The sequence below is a fragment of the Actinokineospora auranticolor genome, assembly GCF_041897805.1.
GTDB lineage: Bacteria > Actinomycetota > Actinomycetes > Mycobacteriales > Pseudonocardiaceae > Actinokineospora > Actinokineospora auranticolor.
The window spans coordinates 4,008,094-4,022,791 of record NZ_CP154825.1; the positions used below are offsets into that span (position 1 = coordinate 4,008,094).

The following is a 14,698-nucleotide window of genomic DNA, read 5'->3' on the forward strand; positions in this document are numbered from 1 at the left end:
ACGCCCGCGCGGCGCCCGGTCGTCGACCCGGCGCCGACGCACCCACCGGAGGAGCCACCGATGACCGAGAACCCGACCACCTCGTCGCCCGGCGTACGGCTGCGGACCCACGTCCGCTTCTCCGCCGACGACCTCCCGCCGGACTGGGACGAGCTGGCCGCGGACCTCGACGCCCCGGTCTTCCACACCATCGGGTTCATGCGCGCCTACGAGCACAACCCGGTGCAGAGCATCGCGCGCCCACGCTACGTCGAGGTGCGCGACCGCGAGGGCGCGCTGCTGGCCGCCGCCCCCGCCTACATCCAGGGCGACCCGCTGAGCGTGCTCGGGCTGGCGGAGGGCGAGTCGGCGTTCCTGTCGCCGATGTGGCACTGCCCCGGGGCGCGGGTGCTCGCCCGGGACGAGTGGTCGCTGCGCGCGCTGTGCGCGGAGCTGGGGAAGCAGGCGGCGGAGGTCGGGTGCGCGCGGTGGGCGTTCATCAACGTCGAGGAGCGGTCGCCCGCCGCGGCGGCGCTCGTGCGCGCGGGCTCGCGGTCGACCGTCCTGGTACCGCGGTGGGTGCTGCACCGGGACCAGGCCCCGGACCTGCCGACCTACCTGGCCTCCCTGCGGAGTTCGATGCGCCGCGAGTTCGCCCGGCACCTGCGGCGCGCGGCCGACCACGGCGCGCGCAGCCTCGTGCACCGCGCGGACTACCCCGGCCTGCCCGCGCTCATGGAGTTCGTCGCGGCCACCGCGACCAAGGCGGGGTCCCCGAAGTACTACAACCCGCCTAAGCTGGCGGCGTTCCTGCGCGAACTGGGGGAACCGGTCCGGGTGCTGGAGGTCCAGGACCGCGACGGCGCGACGCTGTCGGTGGGGGTGTCGTTCCTGGAGCGCAAGCGGCTGCAGTACTGGGCCGCGGGCTACCTGCGCGACCGGCCGGAGCTCGGGTTCAGCCCGTACTACCGGATGTGGGGCGACATGCTCGAACTCATGTGGTCGACCGACGTCGAGGTCGCCGAGTGCGGCAGGCTCAACGAGCCGTTCAAGGTCCGGATGGGACTGTCCCCCAGGCACCAGGTCGCCTTGCTGGGGCCAGGCTCGTGACAGCGGCCGCGCCGCGCGGTGACACCCGGTTCGACATCACCGAGTGCGACCCGCGCGAGACCCCCGCGCAGTGGGACGCCATGGTGCCCGACACCGGTATCGGCTTCTACTCGTCCCGGTCCTGGAACCTCGCCATGCGCGGGCAGAACGGGGCGCGGGAGAGCGCGGTGGTGGTCCGCGCCTGCGGCGAGCTGCGCGCGGTCGTGCCCGTGTACCGCTACACCAGCGGCCCGGCCAACGCGCACCTGCACCCGGGGGCGCTGTTCGGCGGCGTGGGCGTGGACGACCCCGCCGCCCGCCGGTGGGAGCCGGTCACCGTCGTCGGCAGCGCCTCCGGCTACGGCACCGCCCCGGCGGGCACCGGGGACCTCGCGGGCTGGGCCGCCGCGGTGGCGCGGGTCGCCGACGCGGCGCGCGGGACGGTCGTCGTGCCGCACCTCACCGAGGCGGACGTGGCCAGGGTGCGCCACCACCTGCCGGACCTGCCGGTGCTGCTGACCGCGGTGCGCGTGCACGTGCCGCTGCCGCGCGCCACCGAGGCGGAGTACGAGGCGCTGCTGCGCCCCCGCACCAGGGAACTGGTCCGCCGGGAACGGCGGCTGCTGGCCCGGGGTGGGCGGGTGGTGCGGGTCGAGCCCATCACCGAGGACAACGTCGTCGAACTCGCCCGCCTGCAGACCAACACCCAGCGCAGGCACGGCAGCTACGGCGACGTCGCGCTGTTCGTCGACCGGTACCGGCGGATCCGCTCGGTGTTCGGCGACGCGCTGCTCGCCTTCGTGTGCAGGCACGAGGACCAGGCCGTGGGGTTCATGTCCTGCGTGGCGCGCGGTACCGCGCTCATCGGCCGCTCCGTCGGGCTCGACTACGCGCGGGTCGGCCGCCACGCCGAGTACTTCAACCTGATGGTCCACGAACCCGTGCGGTACGGCCTGCGGCACGGCGCGCGCCACCTCGACCTCGGCGTGGCCGGGTACGAGCAGAAGCTGCGGCGCGGCGGTGTGCCGGTTCCCGTGTGGTCGGTGCTGCTCCGCCCGCCGCCGGGGTGGTCCGCGGCGAGGGAGGTCGCGCACAACCGGGCCACCGCGCGGTCGCTGCTCGGTGAACTCGGCGAGCAGTGCCCACCGGAGGTCGCCGCGGACCTGGCCCGGGTCGTCGATCGGGGGACGGTCGGTCGATGAACCGCGACCGCGCGTTCGCGCTGCTGCTCGGCACCCGCGTGCTGTCCACGCTGTGCACCGGGCTCGACCTGGTCGTGTTCGGCTGGTTGGTGATCGTGGTCGGCGGCACGCCGGTGGCGCTGGCCGCGATGGCCGCGCTCAACGCGGCGGCGGGCATCCCGGCGGCGTTCTTCGGCGGGCCGCTCATCGACCGCTACTCGCGGCGCGCGGTGACCGCGGTGACCGAGGCGGCGCGGATCCCGGCGGTCGCGGTGATCCCGGTGCTGGCCGCGTCCGGTCAGCTGCAGACCTGGCACCTGCTCGTGGCCTCCGCCTGGGTCAACGGGCTGTACTCGCTCTCGTCGGCCAGCTACGGCGCGCTGCTCCCGCAGCTGTTCGACCGGGCGGCGCTGTTGCGCGCCAACGGTTTGTGGCAGGCCGCGTCGCAGGTGGGGGTGTTCATCGGGGCGGCGGTCGCGGGCGCGGCCGTGTCCCTGCTCGGCGAGGCCGACCCGCTGCTGCTCGGCGCCGGGGGCCGGGTGCTGACCACCGCGGGGCTGCTCGTGGTCAGCCTGCCCGCGGTGGCCGGGGTGGCGCGGCGGCGCACCGCGGGGCTGCTGTTCCGGGACATGGCCGAGGCGTGGGGTGTGCTGCGGGGACGGCCCGCCCTGCTGTGGACGACGCTGTTCGTCGCGGTGCCGGGCAGCCTCATCTCCGGCATCAACGCGGTGCTGCCCGCTTTCGTCAAGGACGACAACCACATGGACGCCGCGGCCTACGGGTTGATCGAGGCGGCCTGGGGGGTCGGCGCGTTCGTCGTCGGACTGGTGCTGGCGCGGATGGCACCACCGCGCGAGGGCACCCGTCTGCTGGCGGGGTCGCTGGCGGTCACCGGCGCGACCGTCGCCCTGCTGGCGGCGGCGCGCGACCTGCCGTGGTCGATGGCCCTCGCGGCGGTCGTCGGCGCGGCCGCCCTCGGGTCGCTGGTGCTGTTCCGCGCGCACGCGCAGGCCGAGGCGCCCCCGGAGCACACCGGCCGGATCCTGGCCGTGTCCCAGTTGGTGCTGTCGGCCGTGCTGCTGGTGCTGGCGCTCGGGCTGGGCGCGCTGATGGCGGTGGTGGCCGTGCGGGTGGTGATCGTGGTGTGGGGGGTGGCGATCGCGGGCTGCGCGCTGCTGCTGCGGCGCCTGCTGCGCCCCGCGCCGGGTAGGGATCAAGTCGGACAACCAGGGGAGAAAAGGTGAAGGGTTCGCTCAGTGTCAACCAGCCGGTGGTGCGGCAGGCGCTCAACTCGTACTTCTTGCGCGCCAGTGGAAAGCAGAACCGGTTCCGGATAATGTCGCCGTACGAGCTGTTCCCCCAGGCCCGGGCCCTGGAGGCGCGCTACGACCAGGTGAAGGCGGAGGTCGAGGCGCTGGTCCGCGCCCGCGGGTTGGCCCGCTACGCCGACATAGACCCGATCCGCGCCGCCGAGGTGTCCACCGACTGGCGGCTGTACTACGCGTACATGCTCGGCGTGCCGAACCCGATGGCGTACCGGGACTGCCCCACCGTCGTCTCCTTCGCCGAGAACACCCCGAGCGTCGTGAACGCCTTCATCTCGGTACTGGAACCGGGCGTCGGCCTCAAGGCGCACTGCGGCCCCTATGCGGGCATCCTGCGCTACCACCTGGCCCTCTCGGTCCCCACCGAGAACCCCCCGAGCCTGCGCGTGGGCTCCGAGTACCACACCTGGCGCGAACGCGAGAGCATCCTGATCGATGACACCTTCGAGCACGAGGTGCACAACACCAGCGACGAACCGCGGGTGGTGCTGATCGTCGACATCCGGCGCCCCATGGGTTTTGTCCGGGACAGGGTGAACATCGCCAGCCTCCGCCTCAAGCGGAAGTGGTCCGACCAGTACCTGCAGGGGTCCACCGGCGACATCTGAGCCGGCCAGGGGCGTACCAACCCCCGGCGGTGTGCTGCTCGGGGCATCCGGCAAAGCTCGCTGCGGCCGGCTTGGCCACCGCGCGCTGGTGGCTGACGCCGTGCTCGGCGGAGGAGGCAACTCCGCCGCCGAGCACGGCACGGTGGTCAGTACGCGAACGCCTGGATCTCGTTGACGCGGGCGATGGAGGGCACGTTGGTGGAACCCACCTTGACGAGCACGCGGACGCCCCTGGTGTTGCGGGCGCCGAACCAGGACTTCACGACCGTGTTCGTGTTGTTGTTGTAGGTGGCCACGGTGTCCCACGACCGGCCGTTCTCGCTGAGCAGCTGGATGTCGAAGTCGCGGGTTTCCAGCCCCAGGGAGTTGTAGACGGCCACGTGGCTGACGCTGCGCAGGTCGTTCCAGGTGACGGCGACCCACTCGGGGTTGTCCATGGAGCGGTTGGCGCTCATCCAGGCGTACTGGCAGTTGCTCGCGGTGCCGGTGTTGCCGTCGTTCACCTTCGCGGGCGTGTAGTACTGCGTGTAGTTCGACGACGACCGGGCCACCCCGGACAGGGCGAAGTTCTCACCCGGGTACGGCGGGCGCGGCGGCATGGTGCTGCTGGGCTGCGTCGAGGTCTCGGCGGGGGCGAGGTAGGTCGTGCCGGACGGCGGGCTCGACGGCGGCCCCTGGTAGCAGGGGTCCCACGTGCCGGTGGTCGACGGCGGTGAGCTGGGCGGGGTCGTGGTGACGGTGGTGCTCGAACCGGTGGTCGCCGCCTGGCCCGCGGCGGCCGCCGGGACGAGCACGACGGCGGTGAAGATTCCCGCGCTCGCCAGCGCCAGGGCGGCGGGCAGCGCGTGTCTGCGGTTGAAGAAGCGCACCGGGGGTTCCTCTCGATCAGGGACGACGGGTGAAAGCTACCGAAAACGGCCACATTCGAGAATCCTTTGTATTTTCGGCCAGTAATCCACAAACGCGATTGTCGAAATGTGCGAAGCCGGTGGCACGGCGGGCCGAATCAGCCATTCGGGGGAGTAGTCCGGGATGTGGGAACGACGACCGACCGCCCTAGGCTGCTGACGTGACCCCCGCGCTCCCGGTCCTGGACCTCTCCCGCTTCCGCGCCGCCCCCGAGGACCGCGCGGCGTTCCTCGACGAACTCCGGCACGCGGCGCACCACGTCGGGTTCTTCTACGTCACCGGGCACGGGATGCCCGATGAGGTGGTGGACGGGGTCTTCGCCGTCGCGCGGGCGTTCTTCGCGTTGCCGGTCGAGGACCGGTTGGCCATCGAGAACGTCAACTCGCCGCAGTTCCGGGGGTACACGCGGACCGGGCAGGAGTTGACGAACGGGGTGGCGGACTGGCGGGAGCAGCTCGACATCGGGCCCGAGCGGGCGGCGCTCGAACTCGGGCCGTCCGACCCGGTGTGGCAGCGGCTGGTCGGGCCCAACCAGTGGCCCGCCGCGCTGCCCGAGCTGCGGGAGACCGTGCTCCGCTGGCAGGCGGAGGCGCTGCGGATCAGCCGGGAGCTGCTGCGGGCGCTGGCCCTGGTGCTGGGGCAGGACGAGGCGTACTTCGACCGGTGGTTCGACGAGGAGGCCGCCTCGCACACCAAGGTCGTGCGGTACCCGGGGCGGGCGGCGCCGGAGGTCGACCAGGGGGTCGGCGCGCACAAGGACTACGGGTACCTGGCGCTGCTCCAGCAGGACGACATAGGTGGACTCCAGGTCCAGGACTCCGACGGCGGCTGGATCGACGCCACCCCCGTCCCCGGCACGTTCGTGGTCAACATCGGCGAGATGCTGGAGATCGCGACCCGGGGCTACCTGGTGGCGACCCGGCACCGGGTGGTGAGCCCGGCCGTCGGCGTGGACCGGTACTCGATCCCGTACTTCCTCAGCCCCCGGCTGGACGCGGTCGTCGAGGCCATCGAGCTCCCGGCGGACCTCGCCGGGCAGGCGCGCGGGGTCAGCCAGGACGCCGACAACCCGCTGCTGGCGGCGTTCGGGGAGAACGCGCTGGTCGGCTGGCTGCGGTCGCACCCGAAGGTGGCCCAGCGCTGGTGGGCCGACGTGCAGGCGGAGCGCGCGTGAGCGAGTGGGGTTTCACCACCAGGCAGGTGCACGCCGGGGCGCGGCCCGACCCGACGACCGGGGCGCGCGCCACGCCCATCCACCAGACCACGTCCTTCACCTTCACCGACGCGCGCCACGCGGCCGAGGTGTTCGCGTTGCGGGACCTGGAGTCCTACGCCTACACCCGCCTCGCCAACCCCACCACGGCCGTGGTGGAGGAGCGCGTCGCCGACCTCGAGGGCGGGGTCGCGGCGGTCGCCGTGGCCAGCGGGCAGGCCGCGACGGCGTTGGCGCTGTTCAACCTCGCGCGCGCGGGCGACCACGTCGTGTCCGCCGCGTCCCTCTACGGCGGCAGCCATGGCCTGTTGGAGCACACCTTCGCCGACTTCGGCGTCGCCGTGACCTTCGTCCGCGACCCCGATGACCTCGACGAGTGGCGCGCCGCCCTCCGCCCCGAGACCAAGGCGCTCTACGCGGAAACCGTCGGCAACCCGCGCGGCAACGTCCTCGACATCGCCGCCGTCGCGGAGGTCGCGCACGGGGCCGGGGTGCCGCTGGTGGTCGACAACACCGTGCCCACGCCGTACCTGTGCCGCCCGCTCGAACACGGCGCGGACGTCGTCGTGCACTCCACCACCAAGTTCCTCTCCGGACACGGCACCGCCATCGGCGGCGTCGTGGTCGACGGCGGCCGTTTCGACTTCACCGCCGAACCCGCCCGCTGGCCCGGTCTCACCGGTCCGGATCCCGCCTACCACGGCGTCGTCTTCGCCGAGGAGTTCCCGGACTTCGCCTACGCCATGCGGTTGCGCACCAGGCTGCTGCGCGACCTCGGACCCGCGGTCTCACCCATGGGCAGTTTCCTGCTCCTCAACGGGATCGAGACCCTGTCCCTGCGCCTCGACCGCCACACCGCCAACGCGGTGACCGCCGCCCGGTGGCTCGCCGAGCACCCGGCGGTGTCGGAGGTCCACTACGCCGCTCTGGCAACGAGTCCCTGGCACGGCAACGCCGAACGCTATCTCCCGCAAGGGGTCGGCGCGATCGTGGCGTTCGACCTCAAGGGCGGCTTGGACGCCGGGCTCCGCTTCGTCGACCGGCTCGACTTGTTCAGCCACTTGGCCAACATCGGCGACGTCCGCAGCCTCGTCATCCACCCCGCCTCCACCACCCACGCCCTGCTCGCCCCGGAGCAACAGGTGATCAGCGGCGTGACACCGGGACTGGTCCGCCTCTCCATCGGCCTGGAGGGAATCGACGACATCATCGGGGACCTGGCAACGGGGCTCGCGGCGAGTTAGTCCACAGAGGACAATCGGGGTCGACTGCCGGACCCGCGCGCGGGTCCGGCAGGATGACCACATGGGGGATGTAGACGAACTCGCCGCCGCGGTGGCCGACGCCCTGCCCGCGCTCATAGCCGTGATACCGACCAAGCCCGCCGCCGAACTCGGCCGAGCGGGAACCGCGGAGCGCCCTTCCTGGCGCTCGGACTCGAACCAGCACGCCGTCACGGCACAACTGCACGAGTTGCCCGCCACCGTTGTCGATCGGCTGCACGGCGCGCTGGAGCTGGCAGTCGACCACCTGGCTCTCAACGCCCCCGCCAGTGTGGCGGAGCTCTTGGTGCCACCCGCGTACACCAGTTTCCTGACCCTGTCGATGGGCGGCGAGTCCGAGGCGCGCCGGGCGATCCAGATGGTGGGCGGCCGGTGGCCGGGCGCGCTGGACCTGATCGAGTCGACCGCGGCCGCCGTGGCGGCGCACGGGCGCGTGGCACCCTTGCTGGTGGTCGGTGACGTAGGTGACGAGACCGCGGTCGCCGCCGCGCACGGCGCAGCCCACCTCGCGGCCGCCGTGGCCGTGTCGAGCGCGGTGCTGCGCGGACTCGGGGGTGGCACACCGGAGATCGTCGCGGTCGCGCTGGGCGTGGCCGTCGGGCTGCTGCGCGCCCGCCCGATGCCCGCGACCTACGAGCGGGCCGTGCTGGAACGCACCCGGGCGGACTACCTGCTGCCCGGCTCGGCGCACGGCCGCGCTCCCGTCCGGGACCACGTCATCGCCTTGACCGAGGGGTCGGACCTGGTGGCGGGTGACTTCGCGGAGAACGGGCTGGTCGAGTCCGTCGACGGCGGTGTGGTGATCCGCACGGGCCAGGCGGAGGGCGCCGTCACCACCATGTTCCACGTCTTCGCCGAGGCCCCGGAGGTGAGCACCGAGTTCTGGGACGAGGTCGTGGACGTGAGCTGGAGCGCCCGGGCAGGCGGCGCCACGATCCTCGCCGACGACCATTACGGCAGGCACGTGGACGTGTGGTCGGGTCGTCCGCACCGGCCGTCCACGACACCGCCCTGGCCCGGTGACTACCGCGTGCGCGTGTGCGCCGCCGGCCGTGACCCCGATCCGGACGGTCAGCACCGCAACGAGCACTACGAGGTGTCGGTGTGGGCGGAACCGTTCAGCGCGCCGGTCGTGCACGCCCGCGCGGACCGTCTCGGTCACCGCCTGCGCGGCGAACCCGAGCCCGCGCCCGAGGCGCGACCCGAGCAGGGGTACCTTTGGGTGTCCGAGTCGCGGATCTCGGTCGGCGCGACCGTGACCGTGGTCGACGGGCTCTCGCGGGACGAGGTCATCCGCGCGTTCGGCGCCGACCCGGCCGACCCGGTCACGGTCGACCGGATGTATGAGACCTACACGGACCAGTGGCTCGCCTTGGTCGAGCGCGACGACCGGGTTGTCGTCGTGGAGGACAACGGGTTCCAGGGCAGCAGGCCCGAGGTGATCCGGGAGCTCTCCCGGGCCGGGCGAGCGGCGAGCATGTTCTGGAACGTGAACGCGCTGACCAGGGTCAGTCTCGCGCGCGGCGGCGAACTGCTGCTCCAAGGCGAGGTCATGGAGCTGCGCCAAGGCGGGGAACCCGAGGTCGCGGCGGCGCTGGCGGGCTTGGACTTCGGCGGCCCGCGGGCGTGGACCGCCAAGGGCCTGCTGATCGTCGACCGGTTCCTGGGGACCTCGCTGGTGCCCGAGGACCTGGAACGGATCGTGGACGCCGATGTGGCGTACCTGATTGGGGGGTAGGAATGGTGGAAACGTGGTCGCCCGCGGGCACGGGGGTGCTGCGGTTGCCGTCGGGCAGGCTGGTCCGCGGTCGCGGGTTGCGGAACCCGCTCCCCGAGGGGCGGCACCCCGAATTCGGGCTCTACCTGTTGGGCCGCGCGCCGGACGGGATCGAATGGGAGCACCGGTGGGTTCGGTGGCCGGACTTCTGGTTGCCCACCGATCGCGCCGGATTTCCCGAGGTGCTGCGCGAGTTGTTGACCCGGGCCGAATCGCAGCGCGTGGAAATCGCGTGCGGCGGCGGATTCGGGCGGACCGGGACCGCGCTCGCCTGTTTGGCCGTGGTCGACGGCGTGCCCGCCGACCGGGCCGTGGCCTACGTGCGGGCGCACTACACGCGCCGGGCGGTGGAAACCCCGTGGCAGCGCCGGTTCGTTGGCCGGTTCATCCCCTGACCACGTGATCGTGTGGATCTTGAAAGCGTTACGGTATCGCGCTCCCACGATCCGGTGTACTATCGTTGCTTCCGGGAGGCTTCGATTACGAAGAACCTTCGGCTTCTCGTGACGTTCTCGTGATTCTTTCGTCACCGTTTCGAGCTCAACCGGGGTAGTGCCCGTGCCGAAGGGGCAGACGATTCCCGGTTTTATGCCACTCTTCCGGGTGGCGAACCGTTCTTGCCCGCGCCTTTCGCGGGGTATCCGCCCTAGCCTCTGAATCCACCATTCCGAAAACTGGAGTGGACCTGACCAGGTGGCGAGGTGTGGAATGCGATTGTGGAAGAGCCCCACCAACGGTGACGGCAGACGATCACGACCACCCCATCGCAGACCCGGTGCCCGGATCGGCGTGGCGGTCGCGGTCGTCGCGGCCCTGCTGACCACGGGCGGCCCTGTCCTGGCGGACCCCGGCATCGAGGAGCCCACCTCGACCCCCGCCGCCGAGCAGACCGGCCAAACCCCGGACTCGCCACCCGCCCAGGTCGACCCGGCCCAGTCCGACCCGGCGGGCACGCCGTCGGAGCCTGCGCCCCCGGCGGAGTCCACCGCACCCACCGGATCCACCGCACCCACCGGATCCACCGGATCCACTTCGGAGCAGCCCGCCGAGTCGACCCCCGGGTCCACCGAGCCCGGCGCGCCCGCCGAGCAGGCGCCCGAGGCCGTGCCGCAGGTCGAGGCCGGGGCGCGCGCCGCGGCCGCCGCGGTCGACCTCGCGCTGAGCGTCTACGCGCCCGAGGCCGCCGACCCGGGCAGCGCCGTCACGTGGACCGCGACCGTGACCAACAACGGCCCCGGCACCGCCGCGGGCTTCGTCCTCACCGCCGCCGTCCCGGTGGGCGTCACCGGCCTCGGCGGCGCGGGCTGCTCGGCCGCGGGCAACACCGTGACCTGCGCGGGCGGCGCACTGGCCGCGGGCGCCTCGGCCACGGTGACCATCAACGGCACCACCCCGGTGCCGTTCGACTTCCCGCTGGTCACCGCGTTGACCGTGGCACCGGCCGCGGGCGACACCGACGGCAACCCGGCCAACGACTCCGTGACGTCGGTGACCACCACCGCCACCCCGGCCCCCGGGCTGGGCCTCCAGGCGAACTCGCACCTCGTGGACACCAACGGCAACAACGTCGGCGACGCGGGCGAGCGCATCACCTACGACGTGGTGGCCCGCAACTCCGGCAACGTCACCCTGTTCTCCCTGGTCGCGACGCACAACGGCGCCCCGATCAGCTGCGGTGCGACCACGGTGCCGCTCAACGGCAACACCACCTGCACCGTGCCCGACCACGTCATCACCGCCGCGGACGTCACCGCGGGCCAGGTCGTCACCACGACCTCCGCCCGCGCCGCCGCGCCGAGCGGCGCCGCGGTCGACTCCGGGGTGTCCACGACGAACGTGCCGACCTTCGCGGCGGCGCCCGGCATCCAGCTGGTGCGGGTGGCGCGGCTGGTCGACACCAACGGCAACGGCCTCGGCGACGTCGGCGAGCAGATCCACTTCACCTTCGAGGTGAGCAACGACGGCAACGTCGCGCTGACCAACATCACCGTCCTCGACCCGGACTTCCCGGGCAACGCGTGCGCGGGCGTGGTCACCGCGCTGCAGCCCAACGACACCGTGGTGTGCACGCAGGTCCCGGACTACGTCATCACCCAGCAGGACGCGGTGAACGGGTCCGTCGGCCGCACCGCGACCGTGACCGGCACCGCCCCCGGCGGCACCGTGGTCACCTCGCCGGTGTCGACCAGCACGACCCCGACCTTCCAGCCGCGCCCGGCGCTGGTGCTCGTGCAGACCGTGACCCCGGGCGACGCCAACGGCGACGGCCTGGTGCAGGTGGGGGAGACGCTGCGGTACAGCTCCGCCATCACCAACACCGGGAACGTCGCGCTGACCGGTGTGGACGTCGAGGTCGTCACCGGCGCCTCGACCCCCGCGGGCTGCCCGGCGAACCTGAGCCTGGCGCCCGGTGAGTCCCACGAGTGCGTGCAGGCGTTCCCGTACGTCGTCACCGCCCAGGACGGCGCGGCGGGCGCGGTCAGCCGCACCGCCCGCGCGCGGGGCACCGGCGCCGGTGGCGTGGTCGTGCTCTCCCCGCCGGTCGTGACCAGCACCCCGGTGTTCGTCGCGGCGCCGTCGATCCGGCTGGCCTACACCGCCCAGCTGATCGACACCAACGGCAACGGCCTCGGCGACCTCGGCGAGTCCGTGCGGTTCCGGGCCACGACCACCAACACCGGCAACGTGGCGCTGACCGACGTCATCATCCGCGGCTCGATCACCGGGATCCCGGAGACCGGCTGCCCGGTGCCGCTGCTGGCGGGCGGCGCGAGTTCGGACTGCGAGCGCGCGCTCTACGTCATCACCCAGGCCGACGTGGACGCGGGCGCGGTCATCACCGCGGCCACCGCGCTCGGCACGGCCCCCGACGGCACCCGCGTGGAGTCCGCGCCGGTGACGGCGAACGTGCCGACCTTCGACCCGAACCCGGTGCTGACCCTGGTCAAGGAGGACGCGCTCGAGGACACCAACGGCAACGGGCTGGCCGACGAGGGTGAGGAGATCGACTACACCTTCGCGGTGACCAACACCGGCAACGTCGTGGTGACCGGCCTGGCCATCCAGGACGGGCTGCTCGCGGGCACCAACTGCCCGCGCACGACGCTGGCCCCGCAGGAGAACGTCACCTGCGTGTCCACCGCGCCGTACGTGACGACCGCGGCCGACGTGGCCGCCGCCGAGGTGGTCAACCGGGCCACCGCGACCGGCACCGCGCCGGGCGGCGCTCCGGTGACCTCGCCGGAGTCGCGCACCAACACCCCGACCTACGTGGCGATCCCGGCGCTGGCGCTGGACAAGATCGCCGGGCTGGTGGACACCAACGGCAACGGCCTCGGTGACCTCGGGGAGCAGATCCGGTGGACGTTCCTGGTGGTCAACAACGGCAACCAGGTGCTGACCAACGTGCGCATCCAGGACCCGACCGCGGGCTCCGTGGCGTGCGAGGACGAGACGCTCGCGGTGCTCGCCGTGACGACCTGCGCGGCGGTCACCCCCCACGTGATCACCGAGGCGGACATCCTGGCCGGGTCGGTGGACAACACCGCGGTGGCCATCGGTCAGCTGGGCGACGACCCGAACGCGCCGGAGGTGCAGTCGCCGCCGGACTCGACGGAGACCCCGACCGCCGCGCCCGCGCCGGGCCTGACCCTGACCAAGGTCGCCGACCTGCAGGACCAGGACGCCAACGACCTGGGCAACCTGGGTGAGCTGATCAACTACTCGTTCACCCTGACCAACACCGGCAACCTGACGCTCAGCGCCATCGGCGTCGACGACCCGAAGGCGGGGGCGGTGACCTGCCCGGTCGCCACCCTGGCCCCGGGCGCGTCGACGATCTGCACGGCCGACGACCCGTACGCGATCACCCAGGCCGACGTGCTGGCCGAGATCGTGCGCAACATCGCCACCGGCTTCGGCACCCCGCCGAACCGGCCGCCGCTGCGCACGCCCCCGGCGACCGCCGAGGTGCCGGTGGCCAACCCGGGCCTGGCGATCGACAAGAAGGCCGCGCTGAACGACGAGGACGGCGACGAGCTCGCGGGCATCGGCGAGACGATCACCTACTCGTTCACGCTGACCAACACGGGCAACGTGACGCTGACCGACCTGCGGATCGACGACCCGAAGGCCGGGGCCGTGACCTGCCCGAGCGGTCCGCTGGAGCCGGGTGAGACGATCACCTGCGCGGCCGACGAGCCGTACGTGGTCAACGACGACGACATCGCGTTCGGCGTCGTCCGCAACATCGCGACCGGGTCCGGGCAGCCCCCGGGCACCGGCGGCCGGGTCACCACCCCGCCGGTCACCCGCGACGTGCCGACCACCGAGTTCGTCACCGGCGGCGAGGACCCGAACCAGGCCGGTGACGAACCGCAGTTGGCCCTGGTGAAGACCGCCGCGCTGCAGGACGAGGACGGCGACGGCCTGGCCGACGAGGGCGAGGTCATCAACTACACGTTCCTGGTGACCAACGTGGGCACGGTCGACCTGGAGAACATCCAGGTGAGCGACGTCCTGGTCGACGGGGTGGTCTGCCCGACCACCACGCTGGCCGCCACCGAGTCGGTCACCTGCGCGGCGCCGCCGTACGTGGTGACCGCGGCGGACGTCGACGCGGGCAACGTGCACAACGTGGCGACCGCCACCGGGGTCACCGGTGACGGCGACGCGGTCCAGTCGCCGCCGTCCGAGGCGGACGTCCCGGCCGACCAGCCGGACGTCCAGGGTGGCGACACCCCGGACGCCGTCATGGCGGCGGACACCAGCGGTGGCGCGGGCCTGGCCAACACCGGCGCGGGCGACCCCGTGACCACGCTGGGCTGGAGCATCATGCTGGTCCTCGTCGGCGGCCTGATGGCCTTCGGCGCCCGCAGCAGGCGCCGGGAGTCCTGACGTGACCTGATGTCCTGACCGGACGACGAGTGGGCCTTGCGGAATCCGTTCCGCAAGGCCCACTCGCGTGTGGGCATCCTGCTGCGGATCAGGGTGGCGCCGGAGCTGTCGGCGCATGTCCGCTTCTTCCGCACCGACGAGATCGAGGTCGACGTCTCGCCCGAGGAGCCGCGGGGGCAGAGCGCGCTGGACGCCGTCTGCCGCTTCCTCCGCGCGGTCGGCCGCCGGCTGGGCAAGCCCGTGGTGCTCACCCTGGAGAACGCACGCGACCGCCCCCTGATCGGATACGACGTCGCGACCGATCGCCTGGTGCGAATCGCGGGCCATTCCGGTCAATGAACCAGATCCCAAACTCGTCCATTGGTGGGAACCACTTCGCTTCACTCGAATTTCGGCGAGGGTATTCCGTTGTGTTCGCGATGCCTGGCATGGTGGAGC

Annotated in this window: 11 protein-coding genes; 10 read left to right on the plus strand and 1 reads right to left on the minus strand. The window is 72.5% G+C overall.

Going from position 1 to position 14,698, the window contains the following annotated elements:
* Positions 1 to 60 precede the first annotated feature (60 nt).
* From V5P93_RS17635 to V5P93_RS17650, 4 genes are read left to right on the plus strand one after another with little or no spacing between them, the layout of a single operon-like run.
* The gene (locus tag V5P93_RS17635; protein ID WP_104479924.1) at positions 61 to 1,089 is read left to right on the plus strand and encodes a GNAT family N-acetyltransferase; all 1,029 of its coding nucleotides are present in this window, start codon (positions 61 to 63) and stop codon (positions 1,087 to 1,089) included.
* The gene (locus V5P93_RS17640; RefSeq protein WP_104479925.1) at positions 1,086 to 2,270 is read left to right on the plus strand and encodes a peptidogalycan biosysnthesis protein; all 1,185 of its coding nucleotides are present in this window, start codon (positions 1,086 to 1,088) and stop codon (positions 2,268 to 2,270) included. The genes V5P93_RS17635 and V5P93_RS17640 overlap by 4 nt, the downstream gene beginning before the upstream one ends.
* Positions 2,267 to 3,493: an MFS transporter gene (locus tag V5P93_RS17645; protein WP_104479926.1), complete on the plus strand. Its 1,227-nt coding sequence runs from the start codon at positions 2,267 to 2,269 to the stop codon at positions 3,491 to 3,493. The genes V5P93_RS17640 and V5P93_RS17645 overlap by 4 nt, the downstream gene beginning before the upstream one ends.
* Positions 3,490 to 4,182, plus strand: coding sequence for an aspartyl/asparaginyl beta-hydroxylase domain-containing protein (locus tag V5P93_RS17650; RefSeq protein ID WP_104479927.1), 693 nt, complete (start codon positions 3,490 to 3,492; stop codon positions 4,180 to 4,182). Before V5P93_RS17645 ends, V5P93_RS17650 begins: the two co-directional genes overlap by 4 nt.
* A gap of 146 nt (positions 4,183 to 4,328) precedes the next feature.
* Here V5P93_RS17650 and V5P93_RS17655 read toward each other — a convergent pair whose 3' ends face one another.
* Positions 4,329 to 5,051 (minus strand): discoidin domain-containing protein, encoded by a 723-nt coding sequence (locus V5P93_RS17655; RefSeq protein ID WP_104479928.1) that lies wholly within the window; start codon positions 5,049 to 5,051, stop codon positions 4,329 to 4,331.
* 200 nt (positions 5,052 to 5,251) lie between these two features.
* Here V5P93_RS17655 and V5P93_RS17660 point away from each other — a divergent pair, with 200 nt between their 5' ends.
* From V5P93_RS17660 to V5P93_RS17685, 6 genes are all read left to right on the plus strand, one after another.
* Positions 5,252 to 6,265, plus strand: a complete 1,014-nt coding sequence (locus tag V5P93_RS17660; RefSeq protein WP_104479929.1) for an isopenicillin N synthase family oxygenase — start codon at positions 5,252 to 5,254, stop codon at positions 6,263 to 6,265.
* Positions 6,262 to 7,548, plus strand: a complete 1,287-nt coding sequence (locus V5P93_RS17665; RefSeq protein ID WP_104479930.1) for an O-acetylhomoserine aminocarboxypropyltransferase/cysteine synthase family protein — start codon at positions 6,262 to 6,264, stop codon at positions 7,546 to 7,548. The genes V5P93_RS17660 and V5P93_RS17665 overlap by 4 nt, the downstream gene beginning before the upstream one ends.
* Before the next feature lie 61 nt (positions 7,549 to 7,609).
* Positions 7,610 to 9,325, plus strand: a complete 1,716-nt coding sequence (locus tag V5P93_RS17670) for a DUF6461 domain-containing protein (RefSeq protein ID WP_104479931.1) — start codon at positions 7,610 to 7,612, stop codon at positions 9,323 to 9,325.
* 2 nt (positions 9,326 to 9,327) lie between these two features.
* Positions 9,328 to 9,759, plus strand: coding sequence for a protein-tyrosine phosphatase family protein (locus V5P93_RS17675; RefSeq protein ID WP_104479932.1), 432 nt, complete (start codon positions 9,328 to 9,330; stop codon positions 9,757 to 9,759).
* Positions 9,760 to 10,072: 313 nt separating this feature from the next.
* On the plus strand, positions 10,073 to 14,260 hold the full coding sequence (locus V5P93_RS17680) for a DUF11 domain-containing protein (RefSeq protein WP_104479933.1): 4,188 nt from the start codon (positions 10,073 to 10,075) through the stop codon (positions 14,258 to 14,260).
* Positions 14,261 to 14,329: 69 nt separating this feature from the next.
* The gene (locus tag V5P93_RS17685; RefSeq protein WP_104479934.1) at positions 14,330 to 14,599 is read left to right on the plus strand and encodes a hypothetical protein; all 270 of its coding nucleotides are present in this window, start codon (positions 14,330 to 14,332) and stop codon (positions 14,597 to 14,599) included.
* The last annotated feature ends 99 nt before the right edge of the window (positions 14,600 to 14,698 follow it).

What these genes read in the sequence shown, in the direction of transcription:
- V5P93_RS17635 (WP_104479924.1), top strand. Translation starts at nt 61, where the DNA reads ATGACCGAGAACCCGACCACCTCGTCGCCCGGCGTACGGCTGCGGACC.
- V5P93_RS17645 (WP_104479926.1), top strand. Translation starts at nt 2,267, where the DNA reads ATGAACCGCGACCGCGCGTTCGCGCTGCTGCTCGGCACCCGCGTGCTG.
- V5P93_RS17670 (WP_104479931.1), top strand. Translation starts at nt 7,610, where the DNA reads ATGGGGGATGTAGACGAACTCGCCGCCGCGGTGGCCGACGCCCTGCCC.
- V5P93_RS17675 (WP_104479932.1), top strand. Translation starts at nt 9,328, where the DNA reads ATGGTGGAAACGTGGTCGCCCGCGGGCACGGGGGTGCTGCGGTTGCCG.
- V5P93_RS17680 (WP_104479933.1), top strand. Translation starts at nt 10,073, where the DNA reads ATGCGATTGTGGAAGAGCCCCACCAACGGTGACGGCAGACGATCACGA.